Origin of the sequence: Lutibacter sp. Hel_I_33_5 (assembly GCF_007827455.1) — a bacterium.
GTDB lineage: Bacteria > Bacteroidota > Bacteroidia > Flavobacteriales > Flavobacteriaceae > Polaribacter.
Genome location: NZ_VISM01000001.1, coordinates 2,735,363 through 2,750,534, shown reverse-complemented (window position 1 = coordinate 2,750,534; position 15,172 = coordinate 2,735,363). Strand labels below are relative to the sequence as shown.

The following is a 15,172-nucleotide window of genomic DNA, read 5'->3' as shown; positions in this document are numbered from 1 at the left end:
GTATTATTAACAAATGAAAAATGTAACATTAGTTTTAGGAGCTTCATTAAAAGAAGAAAGGTATTCTAATAAGGCTATTAAAAGATTAAGAAGTAATAATAAACAAGTAAAAGCAATTGGATTGAGGCAAGGTATCGTAGATGATGTAACAATCGAAAATCAAAAAATATTTTATGAAGATATAGATACAGTTACTTTATATCTTAACCCAAAGCGACAAAAAGAATATTACAAGTATATTATTGCATTAAAACCGAATAGAGTCATTTTTAATCCAGGAACAGAAAACGAAAAATTTGTAAAGCAGTTGTTAGAAAATAATATTATTTCAGAAGTTGCTTGTACCTTAGTTTTATTAGCAACAAATCAGTATTAAAAAGTAAACACTTTTCCTGCTTCTGCTAACATGGTATTATCAAAAACTACTGATGCTTCTTTTTTAAATTTTGATATATCTGAATATCTACTAGAATAGTGGCCAATAATTAATTTTTGAACTCCAGCATCTTTTGCTATTTGTGCCGCTTGTTGTGCCGTAGCATGTTTTGTTTTTTCTGCTAAATCTTCTCTATCATTTAAAAAAGTAGCTTCATGATATAACAAATCAGCATTTTTTATAATAGGTGCTATGGAAGGTTTATAAACTGTATCACTACAAAAAGCATAGCTTTTTGATTTTTCTGGAGGTAACGTTAATTCTTTATTAGCAATAATTTCTCCAGATTGTAACGTAACATCTTTTCCTGCTTTAATTGCATGATAATCACAAACTTCTATTTCTGGATATTGTCTTATATTTTCTATATGTAATTTTATTGGCTTCTCTTTTTCTGTAAATAAGTAGCCATTTGTATATACGCGATGTTCTAATGGAATTGTATGCACCGTCACTTTATCATCTTCAAAAATAAGTTCACTTTCAGTTGAAGAAAGTTCATGAAAAATCATCTCGTATTTTGCATACGATTTAGACAATTTTAATTGCAAAGTAATAATCTCCTTTATTCCTTTAGGTCCAAAAACATGCAATGGATTTTCTCTACCTAAAATTCCGAAAGTTGATATTAATCCGATTAATCCAAAAAAATGATCTCCATGTAAATGTGAAATAAAGATCTGATTGATTTTAGCAAAACCAACTTTATACTTGCGCATTTGACGCTGTGTACCTTCTCCGCAATCTATTAAAAAATGACGATTATTTAACTCTAAATGTTGTGATGTTGGGTGTGCGTTTACACGCGGGGTTGCAGAATGACAGCCTAGAATAGTGAGTTTTGCAATCATTTAATTACAAAACGTTTAGAAATAATTTCTTTATGGTTTTGTAGTACATAAATGTACATACCTGTTTGTAAATTATTTCTAGAGAATGGAATTGAATTTTTTCCTTTTTTTACTTTATGTATTTTCTTGTAAACTACCTTTCCTAAAATATTACTAACACTTAGAGTAATTTTTTGCGTAGAAGTAGCATTAAAATGAATTGTGGTTTTTTCTGTAAAAGGATTTGGTGTAGTAACCAACTTACTAATTGATTTTTGCTGAGCAAAACCAATAGTAGCAATCAATAGAAAAGAAATAAAAAGTAACTTTTTAATCATATTATTCTTTAAAACCCTAATTCTCGTTGCATGTTTTCCATATCAATTACATCTTCTGCTTCTACTAAAGTAGGCACTATGTTAAATTCTTCTGGAAAATCATCAACATTTACATTCTTAATAATTACTACAAAGGACATGCCATTTTGTTGTAACCTAGAACTAAAATCCAAAAATAATGAAATTTCGTCTTTCACAACGTTAAGATTCTCAGAAAGTTGAATAATAACATGATTTTTTTCTAAAGAAGAAAACGCTTTAGAAAAGTTTTTAAAAAAAGATGAAAACGAATCTTCATCAGAAGTTATAAGATGATATCCTTCTTTATGTACTATATTCATTGGGAATAAACTTTATCTTTTAATTTGTTGCGCCAATAAATAAATGACTGCCATTCTAACGGCAACACCATTTTCTACTTGGTTTAAAATTATAGATTGATCTGCATCTGCAACGTCACTTGTAATTTCTACACCACGGTTAATTGGCCCTGGATGCATGATTACAATTTTCTTGCCAAGATTATCTAAAATCTGTTTATTTATTCCGAAAAGCTGTGTGTATTCTCTTGTAGAAGGAAAATATTTAATATCCATACGTTCATGTTGAACACGCAAAACATTTGCAACATCACACCATTCTAATGCTTTCTTGAGATTGGTCTCTACCTCTACTCCTAAACTTGTAATATGCTTAGGAATTAACGTTGTTGGGCCACAAACTTTTACTTGTGCTCCTTGTAATTTTAATGCAAAAATATTTGATAGTGCAACTCTAGAATGTAAAACATCACCTACAATTACAATTTTCTTTCCTTTTACGGTTCCAAGTTTTTCTCTAATAGAGTACGAATCTAATAAAGCTTGTGTTGGATGTTCATGGGTTCCATCACCTGCATTAATAATTTTAGCATCAACATGTTTAGATAAGAAAACTCCTGCCCCAACATTTGGATGACGCATCACAACAATATCAACTTTCATTGATAAAATATTGTTTACTGTATCTATTAAAGTTTCTCCTTTTTTTACTGAAGATTGACTTGCAGAAAAATTAATTACATCTGCAGATAATCTTTTTTCTGCCAGTTCGAACGATAATTTTGTTCGTGTACTATTTTCAAAAAATAAATTGGCAATCGTAATATCTCTAAGCGATGGAACTTTCTTTATCGGTCTATTTAAAACTTCTTTAAAATGATCTGCAGTTTCAAAAATAAGATTTACATCACTTTTAGTGAGGTATTTTATGCCTAATAAATTTTCTACACTTAGCTCCTTCATTCTACCGTATTATCTAAATAAATAACATCTTTTTTATGCGTTTCTTTCCAATTTACAATTACTTTTTCTTCGTTAATTGCATCAACCTGTCTTCCTTTGTAATTCGGTTGAATTGGTAAATGTCTACTAAATCGTCTATCAATTAATACCAATAACTCAATATTATCGGGTCTTCCGTACGATTGAATTGCAGTTAAAGCAGCTCTTACACTTCTACCAGAATACAACACATCATCAATAATCACTACTTTCTTGTCTTCAATTAAAAAATCAATTTCAGTAGGTGTAGCTTCCAAAGGCTCGTCTCTTCTTCTAAAATCATCTCTATAAAAAGTGATGTCTAAAAGACCAAGCTCAAGATTTTTAATTCCGTATTCATTTTTAAGTAAATCTACCAATCTATTAGCTAAGAAAGAACCTCTAGGTTGTAGACCAATTAAAACGGTATTAGAAAAATCGTTGTGATTTTCAATTAGCTGACATGCTAATCGATGCAGAATTATTTCAATTTCTTTAGAGTTAAGTAATGTTTTTCTGCTCATTGTTTTTGAAACCTAATAGAATTATTCCTAATAGTTATCAAAGCGCAAAGCTACTACAAAAAATGTCGATGGACAAAATTTCTTTCTTTTTATCAAAAAACAATCAAACTGTTAATTAAATTGTTGAAAACAATTCGAATGAAATTAAATGCTCTTTAAGACTTAGTGTACCTTAGAGTAATAATTCAAATACAATAGCCTATGTCTCTATCAAAATTTGAATCAATGCTAAAAACCAACAGTGTTTATTTCTTTGATTTGGTTGAATTTGAAGAAATTATCGTCCATTATTTAGATTGTGGAAAACACTCTTTAGCCAATAAAGCCGTTAAATTAGGCTTACAACAACACCCTACTTCTATCGATTTAAAATTACTCCATGTAGAGTTGTTAATTTTTGAAGGAAAGTTTGATGATGCAGCAAAATCAGTAAAAAGATTAGAAAAAATTGCACCAGAAAATGATGAAGTATACATTCAAAAAGCAACTATTTTATCAAAAGGTGGTCAACATGAAAAAGCTATTGAAGCTTTAAAAATCGGATTAACTTTTTCTGATGAGCAAGTTGATCTTTGGTCTTTAATGGGAATGGAATATTTATTTTTAGACGATTTTGAAAATGCGCGTTTAAGTTTTGCAAAATGTATTGATGTAGATTATGAAGATTATTCTGCATTGTATAATATTGTGTATTGTTTTGATATGCAAAAAGAACATGAAGATGCCATTCATTTTTTAAATTCATACATCAATAGAAACCCATATAGCGAAGTTGCTTGGCATCAATTAGGGAGACAATACTTTGTTCTAAACATGTTTAAAGAAGCCTTAACTTCTTTTGATTATGCTGTTTTAATTGACGAAAGTTTTATTGGCGGTTATTTAGAAAAAGCCAAAACTTTAGAAGAACTTGGTCAATATAAAGAAGCCATAGAAAATTATTTAATTACTTTAGAATTAGATGATCCTACAGCTTTTGTGTATGTAAGAATTGGTGAATGCTACGAAAAAATTAAGCAAGAAGATACTGCAGTTAGTTATTATAAAAAAGCGGTACATGAAGATCCTTTATTAGATAAAGGTTGGTTACTATTAACTAATGCTTACTACAAACAAAAAGACTATCAAAAAGCGGCATATTACATTGCAAAAGCATTAAAAATTGATGAAGACAATTCGTTATATTGGCGTAAATATTCTGAAATAAATATAAAACTTAACTTTTTTGAGGAAGCCGTAAATGGTTTTGAAAAATGTATTGAGTTAAATGATATTGCTATAGAAATTTATATTGCCTTAGCGGATGTATTATTATTTTTAGGCGATTTTAATGACGCTTTAAAAATACTATTCAAAGCACAAAAGACCTACAAATATTTTGCTGAAATAGAATATAGATTGGCTGGATTGTTTATTATTTTAAATAAAGAAAATTACGGAATTGATCATTTAATAAATGGTATGAAAATAGATTATGACTATCATACAATTATGAATGAACTTTTCCCAATCATAACAGAAAACACTAAAGTAAAAAAATTACTCATCAACTATAAAAAAGCGATGGGATAACATAAGCTTAGGGAGTTTATTGAATAAAAAGTCAAAGCTTTGCTTTGGCTTTTTTTATTTTGAATACTGGAGCATCCAAGAATAAATATCAATTTCTTCATCTGATTTATCATAAATAAAGTAAGAGATACCATGTCCTAACTTATTAAAAACTGTAAATTTAGGAATAACCGTAGGTAAGCAAGAATTAATTAAATCCACAGTGTTTTGCGAAACACTAATTGGCACTGCTATATCATCTTTACTATGAAAAAACCAAGCTGGAACTTCTTTTAAATTACATTTTTTTTCTTCAGGTAAACGTCCTCCAGATATTGGTACAATGGCTGCAACTTTTTCTGGGTAATCGGCAGCATATCTTACAGTCCCACCTGCTCCCATACTGTGACCTGTTATATAAATTCTTTTAATATCAATATTTTTATATAAAACTTTAATCTCTTTTTCTAAAAATTCATTAATAACTTCAGAATTCCAAAGATTTACCATTTCCCTACCATGTAAAATTATATCTGGGTTTAACAATGATGCTACAACAAAGTCAAGTTTTATACCTTTATTAATAGCTCTATATGGCCCTTTTTTTGTTAAATCTTCTGGGTTCCTTCCTCCTCCTGCCCCGTGTAGAAAAATTATTAAAGGCGTCGATTCTGAAGAATAATAATTATCAGGTAGATATACAGCATATTTATGATACAAATTATCTACTTTTGAAACATATCCATCTTCTATAATATTTGGCTGGTAAGTTACTTTTGTGGTTGTAGATGGCACTCTCTCTTTTGAACAAGAACTTAAAATTAATAACATAAAAAATATAATATAACTTAATCCTTTTGTCCTCATAGCTAGTTGTTTTTTATTTAGAATACTGCAGCATCCAAGAATAAATATCAATTTCTTCAACTGATTTATTATAAATAAACCAAGAAATACCATGACCTTTTGTTTCAAAAATAGTAAACTTAGGAGGTATAGATGGACAACATGTATTAATTAAATTTACTGCATTTTCTGAAAAACTAAATGGTACAGCTTTGTCATCTCTACTATGGAAAAACCAAGCAGGAATATCTCTTAAATTACATTTTCTTCCACTTTCTAAATTAGCACCAGCTATTGGTATTATAGCTGCTACTTTTTCTGGATATTCAACTGCAAAATCAAGAGTTCCAAATCCCCCCATACTGTGCCCTGTAACGTATACTCTTTTGCTATCTATATTTTCAAAATGTTTTAAAACAATGTTTTCTAAAAATTCATCTACAACTTTAGGGTTCCAGCCTCTAGAATGAGGTGAAGCTACAACGAAATCGAGCTCTATACCTTTATTTATAGCTCTAAAAGGACCTTTTACTTTTAAATCATCTTTTGCTGTACTACTTGCTCCATGCAAATAAATTATTAAAGGAGTTGATTGTGAAGTGTAATAACTATCTGGCACATATAAAACATACTTATGATATTGATTATCAACTAAAGAATTAAATCCGCCTTCTATAATTTCCGACCTAACTACATCGTTATTACTTTTATTTTTTCCTTTTTCATCAATTTTACTTTCAATTTTGCTTTCATTTTCGTTATTAATTTTGTTCTCAGTTGATATAAATTCAGTATCACTCCTCTCTTTTGAACAAGAACTTAAAATTAATAACGTAAAAAATATAATGTAACCTAATTTACTTTTTTTCATATCGTGATTTTTTCTATAAATATAATAAATTTTAATTCTTATGTTTAGTATATCTAAAACTATTAAATTTTAACCATTTTCCACTATCTTCGTTTCACCAAAAATCAAACTTAAAATGAGTAGAAAATTAAAAGATTATATCATTATTGGATTAAAAGGTTTAGGCATGGGTGCTGCTGATGTTGTACCTGGAGTTTCTGGCGGAACAATTGCTTTTATTTCTGGAATTTATGAAGAACTTTTATCTAGCATCAGTAACATAAATCTTTCACTATTAAAAACCCTAAAAAATAAAGGTTTTAAAGCAGCTTGGAAACAAGCAAATGGTAATTTTTTATTAGCCCTTTTTATTGGGATTTTCACAAGTATTGTTTCATTAGCCAAGGCAATTAAATGGTTATTAGAAAACCAACCTGTACTATTATGGTCTTTCTTTTTTGGATTGGTTTTAGCTAGTATTATTTATATAGCAAAACAAATTACGAATTGGAATTATAAAAATATAGTATTAGGAGTTTTAGGAGTTGCTTTTGGTTACATAATTACCATTATTCCTTCTGTTAACGGGCAAGAAACAAGTTTCATATTTTTAGTTGTTGCTGGTGCAATAGCTTCTTGCGCTATGATTTTACCGGGAATTTCTGGTTCCTATATTTTACTTTTAATTGGTGTTTACCCAACAGTAATGGCCGCCATAACAAGCAAAGATTTAAAAGTATTATCTGCTGTTGCCATTGGAGTTATGATTGGGCTAATTGCATTCTCTAAGTTTTTAAAATTTTTATTTTCAAATTATAAGAACCAAATGCTGGTCGTTTTAACAGGAATTATGTTAGGCTCTTTAAATAAAGTTTGGCCTTGGAAAACCACCTTAACAACTTATACAGACAGACATGGAGCATTAAAACCACTTTTAGAAAAAAGTGTATCTCCTTTTTCTTTTGATGGAAATCCACAATTAATGTACGCTATTATATTTGCCATACTAGGTTTTGGATTAATCCTTTTATTAGAAAAACTAGCCGTCAACAAAAACGAATAATTCTAAAACAAAGTGCGTACTTCTAAAGATAAAATAGCATTATTTTTTAAAGGATTAACCATGGGAGCTGCTAATAAAGTTCCTGGGGTTTCTGGCGGTACGGTAGCTTTTGTTTTAGGTTTTTACGAAGAACTAATTAATTCCTTTAGAAAAATTAATGCAAAAGCATTTAAGTTACTTTTTACAGGGAAATTCAAACAATTCTTAACCTATACCAATGCCGGTTTTTTAACCCTAATCTTAACTGGAAGTGCTTTTAGTTATTTTAGTATTTCACTAGTGTTAGATTACTTTTTAAAAAACTATGAACTCTTTGTTTGGTCTTGGTTTTTTGGAATGATTTTAGGCTCGATTTATTATATCGGAAAAGATTTTGGTGAATGGAATTTTAAAAATATCTTTTCATTATTAATTGGAATTTCTATAGGAATTGGAATCAGTTTTTTAACACCTGCAACAGAAAATGATGCACTTTGGTTTGTTTTTATTTGTGGAATTATAGGTGTTTCTGGAATGACGCTTCCAGGACTTTCTGGCTCATTTATATTAATACTATTAGGAAACTATGTACTGCTTTTAGTTGATTCTGTAAATGCTTTATTTAGTGTAATTACCAACTTAATAGCTGGAAATTGGGCAATATTACAAGATCCAGAAAAAATACGTTACCTAAAAGTAATGGGGATGTTTACTGCAGGTTCTGCATTTGGTCTTGTAACCATATCTCATGTTTTAGGCTATGTATTAAAAAGATGGAAACAAATTGTTACCGCTGTAATTATTGGTTTTATAACTGGATCTTTAGGAATTGTTTGGCCATGGAAAAAAACAATTTTTAAAACAAAAAATGGTGATTTTCTATTCGATAAAAACCAACATAAAATTGTGGAGAATTATGAACGTTTCATCCCTAATTTTTCAACACATGAAACTTGGATTGCTTTATTATTTATATTGATTGGTGTTGCCATCATACTATTAATTGATTTTTATGACAGAAAACGAAAATAAAAACCTCTTTGCATTATTAGGAAAGAATATCTCTTATTCTTTTTCTAAAGGATATTTTACTGAAAAATTTAAAAAATTAAATTTAGAAAATCATCAATATATAAATTTTGATATTCAACAAATAGAAGATTTAGCTGAAGAGATTCATAAAAATCAGCAAGCTCTAAAAGGTATGAATGTTACCATTCCATATAAACAAGAAGTGATGCCTTTTCTTGATAGCTTACATAAAGTTGCTAAAGAAATTGGAGCTGTAAACACCATTAAATTCACTAAAAAAGGAAAACTAAAAGGATACAATACCGATGTTATTGGTTTTAAAAACTCGATAGTTCCCTTATTAAAAAAGCATCATAAAAAAGCATTAATATTAGGTACTGGTGGTGCATCAAAAGCAATTGCTTATGCTTTTAAGCAATTAGACATTCCATCAAAATTTGTATCAAGAACTTCAAAAAAGAAACAATTTACCTACCAAGAGTTAACGGAAAAAGTATTGAATAAATATCAAATTATTGTGAACTGCTCTCCCTTAGGAACACATCCAAATATTGATGAAAGTCCAAATATTCCGTATCAATATCTTACAAAAAATCATCTTTTATTTGACTTAATTTACAATCCAACAGAAACTACTTTTTTATCAAAAGGAAAAGAAAAAGGAGCAACTATAAAAAACGGATTTCAAATGTTAGAACTTCAAGCTGAGGCGTCTTGGAAAATTTGGAATAAATAATTAAAAAATACTTAAACGCGGCTTTCTTTTGCTGTTTTATAATACATCTGTATATTTATAGACTTAATTAATTGGAACCTTAAACATTGTAGATATGTTAGAACAAAGCGATGAAAATATTGAAAATACAGATAACACTTCTGAAGAAAACACAACTAACGCAGAAGAAACCACTATAGATACCGAGGAAGTAACTTCTGAAGAAAAAACAGAAACTGTTGTAGAAACTGAAGAAAGCGCAAATGCTAAAGAAGTAGAAGCCGCAGTAGAAAGCGTTGAAAATGAGGTTGCTGAAGATGCAGAAAAAGTAGAAGAAAAGACAGAAGAAAAAGTAGAAATACCCGTTTTAGAATATGATAAAATGGATTTCGAAGCTTTGGTGAGTGAACTTAAAAAAACCATCAAAAACAATCCAATAAATCGTATTAAGACGCAAGTTGAAGGTATAAAAAGTGCTTTCAATCAACAATTTGGTGCTTTATTAAAAGAGAAAAAAGAGGCGTTTTTAGCAGAAGGAGGAAATTCTATTGATTTTCAATTTTCAAGTCCGATTAAAACAGAATACAATAATTTACTTTCAGAATACAAAACACAACGTGATAAATTTTATGCTGAATTAGATAAACAACTCAAAGATAATTTAGAAAAACGGAATCAAGTTATAGCAGATTTAAAAGCTTTAATTGAAGAAGCAGATACACAAACGATGTATCCTAAATTTAGAGATTTACAAAACATCTGGAAAAGTATTGGCGGTATTCCTAAGACAAAATACAACGATACTTGGAAAATTTACCATCATCATGTAGAGCGTTTTTACGATTTATTACATATAAGTAAAGATTTAAGAGATTTAGATTTCAAAAACAACTTAGTAGAAAAAACTAAGCTTGTAGAAAAAGCCGAAAAGCTTACAGAAGCTAAAGATGTTAACGAAGCTTTTAAAGAGCTACAAAATTTACATAAACTTTGGAAAGAAGATATTGGCCCTGTTGCCAAAGAATCTAGAGAAGAAATTTGGCAACGATTTAGCTTAGCAACTAAAACTATTCATGATAAAAGACATGATTATTTTAGAGAAATGAAGTCTAAATATCAAGAAATAATTGATGCTAAATTATTGGTTATAGAAAAAATAGATCAATACGATTCTTCTAAAAACGCTACACATAATCACTGGCAAAAAAGTATAAAAGATATTGAATCATTAAGACAAGAATATTTTAATGCAGGTAAATTACCGTATTCTAAAAGTGAAGAAGTTTGGCAAAAATTTAAAGAAGCAACTAAAAAATTCAATCAGGCTAAGAATGTTTTTTACAAACAAGAAAAGTCATCTCAACAAGATAATTTACAAAAGAAAATTGCTTTGATAGAGCTTGCAGAAAGCTTAAAAGATAGTGATGATTGGGAAAACACTACCAATGCAATGAAAAAAGTACAAGCCGATTGGAAAAGAATTGGGCATGTACCACGTAAATTTTCTGATGATATCTGGAAACGTTTTAAGGCAGCTTGTAATCATTATTTCGACAAATTTCATGAAAACAGAAATAGTCTAAATGCAGAACAACAAGAAATTGTAGATACTAAAAAACAATTGATTGAAGATTTAAAAGATGCAAAAGCAACTACTAAAGAAGAAGTTTTAGCATTGGTTTCTAATTGGAATGCTGCTGGTAGCTTACCAAGAAATGCACGTCATTTAGAAGGGAAGTTTAACAAACAAATAGATAAACTTTTAGAATCATTAAACTTAGATAAGAGTGAAGTTGTTATGTTGAAATTCACCAATATTGTTGATGGATTCGTAAATAATAACGATGTACGAAAATTAGATTCAGAAAAAATGTTTATCCGTAAAAAGATAGATGAAACGGTACGTGAGATGCAACAACTAGAAAATAATTTAGGTTTTATTTCTAATGCTACCGAAGATAATCCGTTAGTAAAAAATGTAAGAGATCGCGTTAAAGGATTTAAAAGCGAATTAGATGTTTGGCAAGTTAAGTTAGATTATCTTAAAAGATTAAAATACTAACGCATATAAAGAGCATAAAAAAACGTCTAAATAAAATTTAGACGTTTTTTTTATATCAATATTTTGTATTCTTTCTTAAGAAAAAATAGCATCAATTTTTTGTTTCTCCTCTTCAGCTAAAGCAGCATCAACTAAAATTCTACCACTGTGCTCATCAATCATAATTTTTTTACGATTAGCAATCTCTAATTGTACTTGTGGTGGAATTGTAAAATAAGATCCTCCAGAAGCTCCTCTTTCAATTGCAACAACCGCTAAACCATTTTTTACTTTATTTCTAATTCTACTATAGGCAGTAAATAAATGACCTTCTATAGATCCTGCATACTCCTCAGATTTAGAATGTAATAATTTTTCTTCTTTTTCTGTTTCCTTTAAAATAGCGTCTAACTCAGATTTTTTATGCTCTAAATGATTTACTTGTTTTGCTAACTTTTCTTTAGTTGCATTAATTACTTCATTTTTTTGCTCAATCTTAGCTTTAAACTCTTTAATTCTTTTTTCAGCTAATTGAATTTCTAAATCTTGATATTCAATTTCTTTTGTTAAAGAATCAAACTCTCTATTATTACGAACCTTTTTTTGCTGCTCGTCATATTTCTTCATCAAAGCTTTAGATTCGTTAATCGTAATTTTTTTATTATTAATGTCAGTTTCCAAATTAGTTACATCTTCACCTAAATTAGAAACTCTAGTATTTAATCCAGCAACTTCATCCTCTAAGTCTTCAACTTCTAAAGGTAACTCACCACGTACATTTCTAATTTCATCAATTCTAGAATCAATTAATTGTAAATCATATAGTGCTCTTAACTTCTCTTCTACCGATATTTCTTTCTTTTTTGCCATGTTTATAAATAATAAATTGGATTTGTACTTCTTTCTGATAAAACGACTGCAAAATTAGTAATTTTTTTTGTAAGATACTCAAACAAAAGGTCTTTTGTAAACTGTTCGCTTTCATAATGACCAATATCTGCCAATAAAATCTGCTTTTCTGCCTTAAAAAAGTCGTGATATTTAAAATCTGCACTTATGTAGGCGTCTGCTTTTGAATTGATTGCAGCATTAATTGCAAAACTTCCTGAACCTCCCAGAACAGCAACTTTTTTTATCTTTTTATCTGTAAATTCTGAATATCGAACGCAATCAGTTTTAAAAGTTTTTTTAATAAAACTTAAAAATGATTTTTCATCCATTTCATTTGGAAGCGTTCCTATCATTCCCATACCAATATTTTGATTGATATTATCTAGGGTAACAATTTCATACGCAACTTCTTCATACGGATGATTTGTAAACAATGCTTTTAAAACTTTAGATTCTAAATAACTTTCAAAAACTGCGGTGATACGTGTTTCATTTTCAATAGATAAAACCCCTTTTTCTCCAATAGAAGGGTTCGAATTTTCATTCCCTTTATACGTTCCTTTTCCTTCCGAATTAAAACTACAGTTACTATAGTTACCAATATTTCCTGCACCTGCATTAAATAATGCATCCCTTAACTCAGTAGCTTTTTCTGTAGGCACATAAGCAGCTAACTTTTTTATGATTCCTTTTTTTGGCAATAACACCTGCGTATACTCTAAGCCCAAAACTTCACACATTTTTGCAGAAACTCCTTTATCAGAATTATCTAACGCCGTATGTGTCGCATAAATAGCAATATCATGTTTTATCGCTTTTAACACAACGCGTTCTACATAATTAGTTCCGTTCAACTTTTTTAATCCGCTAAAAATAATAGGATGAAAACTAACAATTAAATTACAATTATTAGCGATTGCCTCATCTACAGTTTGTTCTAACGTATCTAATGTTACCAGAACACCTGTAACTTTTGTAGCATAGTTACCCACCAACAATCCAACATTGTCAAAATCTTCCGTATAAGAAAGTGGTGCTAACTTTTCTATATAATCTGCAACTTCTTTTATTGTCATTTTTATTAAATTGAAAATCAAAGTTAAGATATTTAATGTATTTTCGTCTTAATGAAGCTACTTCGTTTTATATTATTCCCTTTTGCTATTCTGTATGATTTAATTACAAGTATCCGTAATTACTTTTACGACACTAAAATTTTTAAATCAACAACGTTTAAAACACCTATCATAGCTGTTGGAAATTTAAATGTAGGCGGAACTGGTAAAACGCCTCAAATAGAATATTTAATCCGTTTATTACAAGATACTTTTAATATAGCGATTTTAAGCAGGGGCTATAAACGTAAAACCAACGGTTTTGTATTAGTAGATAATAATCACACTGCAGATGATGTTGGTGATGAGCCTTTGCAATATTTTAAAAAATTCACTAAATGCACTGTTGCAGTTGATGAAGACAGGGTGAACGGAATCAATCAATTACTTACAAAAAAACTTGATGTAATTCTTTTAGATGATGCTTTTCAACATAGAAAAGTAACTGCAGATTGTTATATTTTATTGACAAAATATGATGATTTATATACTGATGATTTTTTATTGCCTACTGGAAATTTAAGAGAAAGTAAAAGAGGCGCACAAAGAGCAACTATTATTATTGTTACAAAATGTCCTGAAAACCTTTCTGAAACGAAACAGCAAGAAATTATAAAGAAATTAAAACCTATTTCACAACAAAAAATTTACTTTACAACTATTTCTTATGCTGATAAAAGTATCGGAAAAGAAAATATTAATAATACCACCTTACATGAATATGAAACTGTTTTAGTAACAGGAATTGCGAATCCCAAACCTATGTTAAGACATCTAAGCGGTTTAAATGTAAAGTTCACCCATTTAGAATATCCAGATCATTATAGCTTTAAAAACAAAGATATTGCAGAAATTGAAACTGCTTTTAAATCAATAAAATCGTCTAAAAAAATAATTCTAACTACAGAAAAAGATTTTATGAGGATTTCTAACAAAATTGATAACTTATATTATTTACCTATTGAAACAAAATTTTTAAATAAGAATACCAGTAAATTTAACACTCACATACTCAATTATCTAAAAAAATAAAACCGATACTAATTGTATCGGTTTTTTTTGATTTTAAGTTAGAACAGAAATATCATTCTTGCTTATTTTATAAGACACATTATTTTTTAAAAAGTCACTATTTAAATAAAATTAGTGAAATGGTATTATTTTTGATAAATTTGACACATATACTTTAACAAATGAAAAGAGTTTTATTTTTAATACTTGTAATAGGAATTACTTTTTCTGGTTTTTCTCAAGATGATGTCGTAGCAGAAGAAATTCATTTAAACTGGAAAGATTCATTTAAAGACGCTTTAAAAGCTTCAAAAAAAGAAAAGAAACCTGTCTTAATTTATTTTACAGGATCAGACTGGTGTGGGCCATGTAAAATGTTAGATAAAAGATTATTTCACACGCAAAAATTTAAAGATTTAGCGGATGAAAACTTTATTATTTATGAAGCCGACAATCCTAGAAACAAGGATTTAGTGACTCCAGAAAAGTTAGATGTAAATTTTGATTTAATTAGGAAATACAAAGTTAGATCGTATCCTACATTAGTTTTCACTAATCATAAAGGAAAAATGATTGCCTATAAAAAAGGGTTGATTTTAACTGAATATTACTATCCATTTTTTCAATCTGTAATAGAAAATTACTAAGT

The 15,172-nt window shown here is 28.9% G+C and carries 17 protein-coding genes; 8 read left to right on the top strand and 9 right to left on the bottom strand.

The annotated features are described in order from the left end of the window. The first annotated feature begins 13 nt into the window (after window positions 1-13). A complete protein-coding gene (locus OD91_RS12230; protein ID WP_144896668.1) occupies window positions 14-376 on the top strand; it encodes a CoA-binding protein in 363 nt (120 codons plus the stop codon). On the opposite strand, the gene OD91_RS12225 is transcribed toward OD91_RS12230, so the two are convergent. Genes OD91_RS12225 through pyrR form a run of 5 tightly spaced genes read right to left on the bottom strand, consistent with a single transcriptional unit; the run spans window position 373 to window position 3,429 of the window. Continuing rightward, on the bottom strand, window positions 373-1,287 hold the full coding sequence (locus OD91_RS12225) for a ribonuclease Z (RefSeq protein ID WP_186434452.1): 915 nt from the start codon (window positions 1,285-1,287) through the stop codon (window positions 373-375). The genes OD91_RS12230 and OD91_RS12225 overlap by 4 nt on opposite strands. Next, window positions 1,284-1,604: a T9SS type A sorting domain-containing protein gene (locus OD91_RS12220; protein WP_144896667.1), complete on the bottom strand. Its 321-nt coding sequence runs from the start codon at window positions 1,602-1,604 to the stop codon at window positions 1,284-1,286. The genes OD91_RS12225 and OD91_RS12220 overlap by 4 nt, the downstream gene beginning before the upstream one ends. Before the next feature lie 8 nt (window positions 1,605-1,612). Continuing rightward, complete coding sequence (locus tag OD91_RS12215) at window positions 1,613-1,945, bottom strand: hypothetical protein (RefSeq protein ID WP_144896666.1); 333 nt, start codon at window positions 1,943-1,945, stop codon at window positions 1,613-1,615. A gap of 12 nt (window positions 1,946-1,957) precedes the next feature. Next, on the bottom strand, window positions 1,958-2,887 hold the full coding sequence (locus OD91_RS12210; protein ID WP_144896665.1) for an aspartate carbamoyltransferase catalytic subunit: 930 nt from the start codon (window positions 2,885-2,887) through the stop codon (window positions 1,958-1,960). Next, on the bottom strand, window positions 2,884-3,429 hold the full coding sequence (gene pyrR, locus OD91_RS12205) for a bifunctional pyr operon transcriptional regulator/uracil phosphoribosyltransferase PyrR (RefSeq protein ID WP_144896664.1): 546 nt from the start codon (window positions 3,427-3,429) through the stop codon (window positions 2,884-2,886). Before pyrR ends, OD91_RS12210 begins: the two co-directional genes overlap by 4 nt. A gap of 225 nt (window positions 3,430-3,654) precedes the next feature. Between pyrR and OD91_RS12200 the strand changes: the two genes are divergently transcribed. Next, entirely contained in the window at window positions 3,655-5,001 is a 1,347-nt protein-coding gene (locus tag OD91_RS12200) for a lipopolysaccharide assembly protein LapB (RefSeq protein ID WP_255513253.1), read from the top strand. A gap of 54 nt (window positions 5,002-5,055) precedes the next feature. On the opposite strand, the gene OD91_RS12195 is transcribed toward OD91_RS12200, so the two are convergent. Both OD91_RS12195 and OD91_RS12190 read right to left on the bottom strand, forming a co-directional pair. Further along, complete coding sequence (locus OD91_RS12195) at window positions 5,056-5,847, bottom strand: alpha/beta fold hydrolase (RefSeq protein WP_186434451.1); 792 nt, start codon at window positions 5,845-5,847, stop codon at window positions 5,056-5,058. Between the two features lie 13 nt (window positions 5,848-5,860). Further along, window positions 5,861-6,697 carry a hypothetical protein gene (locus OD91_RS12190; protein ID WP_144896661.1) on the bottom strand — a complete coding sequence of 279 codons (837 nt, stop codon included), beginning with the start codon at window positions 6,695-6,697 and terminating at the stop codon, window positions 5,861-5,863. A gap of 115 nt (window positions 6,698-6,812) precedes the next feature. Here OD91_RS12190 and OD91_RS12185 point away from each other — a divergent pair, with 115 nt between their 5' ends. The 4 genes from OD91_RS12185 to OD91_RS12170 all read left to right on the top strand — a co-directional run bounded on the left by OD91_RS12185 (window position 6,813) and on the right by OD91_RS12170 (window position 11,527). Beyond that, window positions 6,813-7,739 (top strand): DUF368 domain-containing protein, encoded by a 927-nt coding sequence (locus tag OD91_RS12185; RefSeq protein ID WP_144896660.1) that lies wholly within the window; start codon window positions 6,813-6,815, stop codon window positions 7,737-7,739. Window positions 7,740-7,799: 60 nt separating this feature from the next. Further along, a complete protein-coding gene (locus tag OD91_RS12180) occupies window positions 7,800-8,750 on the top strand; it encodes a DUF368 domain-containing protein (protein ID WP_144896969.1) in 951 nt (316 codons plus the stop codon). After that, window positions 8,731-9,486, top strand: coding sequence for a shikimate dehydrogenase (locus OD91_RS12175; protein WP_144896659.1), 756 nt, complete (start codon window positions 8,731-8,733; stop codon window positions 9,484-9,486). Before OD91_RS12180 ends, OD91_RS12175 begins: the two co-directional genes overlap by 20 nt. A gap of 94 nt (window positions 9,487-9,580) precedes the next feature. Further along, window positions 9,581-11,527 carry a DUF349 domain-containing protein gene (locus tag OD91_RS12170; RefSeq protein ID WP_144896658.1) on the top strand — a complete coding sequence of 649 codons (1,947 nt, stop codon included), beginning with the start codon at window positions 9,581-9,583 and terminating at the stop codon, window positions 11,525-11,527. Window positions 11,528-11,602: 75 nt separating this feature from the next. Here the strand turns inward: OD91_RS12170 and OD91_RS12165 are convergent, their stop codons facing one another. Both OD91_RS12165 and OD91_RS12160 read right to left on the bottom strand, forming a co-directional pair. Continuing rightward, window positions 11,603-12,376: a zinc ribbon domain-containing protein gene (locus OD91_RS12165; protein ID WP_144896657.1), complete on the bottom strand. Its 774-nt coding sequence runs from the start codon at window positions 12,374-12,376 to the stop codon at window positions 11,603-11,605. 2 nt (window positions 12,377-12,378) lie between these two features. Further along, a complete protein-coding gene (locus tag OD91_RS12160; protein WP_144896656.1) occupies window positions 12,379-13,473 on the bottom strand; it encodes a Nif3-like dinuclear metal center hexameric protein in 1,095 nt (364 codons plus the stop codon). Between the two features lie 51 nt (window positions 13,474-13,524). On the opposite strand from OD91_RS12160, the gene lpxK reads away from it, so the two are divergent. Continuing rightward, window positions 13,525-14,544 carry a tetraacyldisaccharide 4'-kinase gene (lpxK, locus tag OD91_RS12155; RefSeq protein ID WP_144896655.1) on the top strand — a complete coding sequence of 340 codons (1,020 nt, stop codon included), beginning with the start codon at window positions 13,525-13,527 and terminating at the stop codon, window positions 14,542-14,544. Window positions 14,545-14,705: 161 nt separating this feature from the next. After that, window positions 14,706-15,170 carry a thioredoxin fold domain-containing protein gene (locus tag OD91_RS12150; RefSeq protein ID WP_144896654.1) on the top strand — a complete coding sequence of 155 codons (465 nt, stop codon included), beginning with the start codon at window positions 14,706-14,708 and terminating at the stop codon, window positions 15,168-15,170. Window positions 15,171-15,172: the final 2 nt, after the last annotated feature.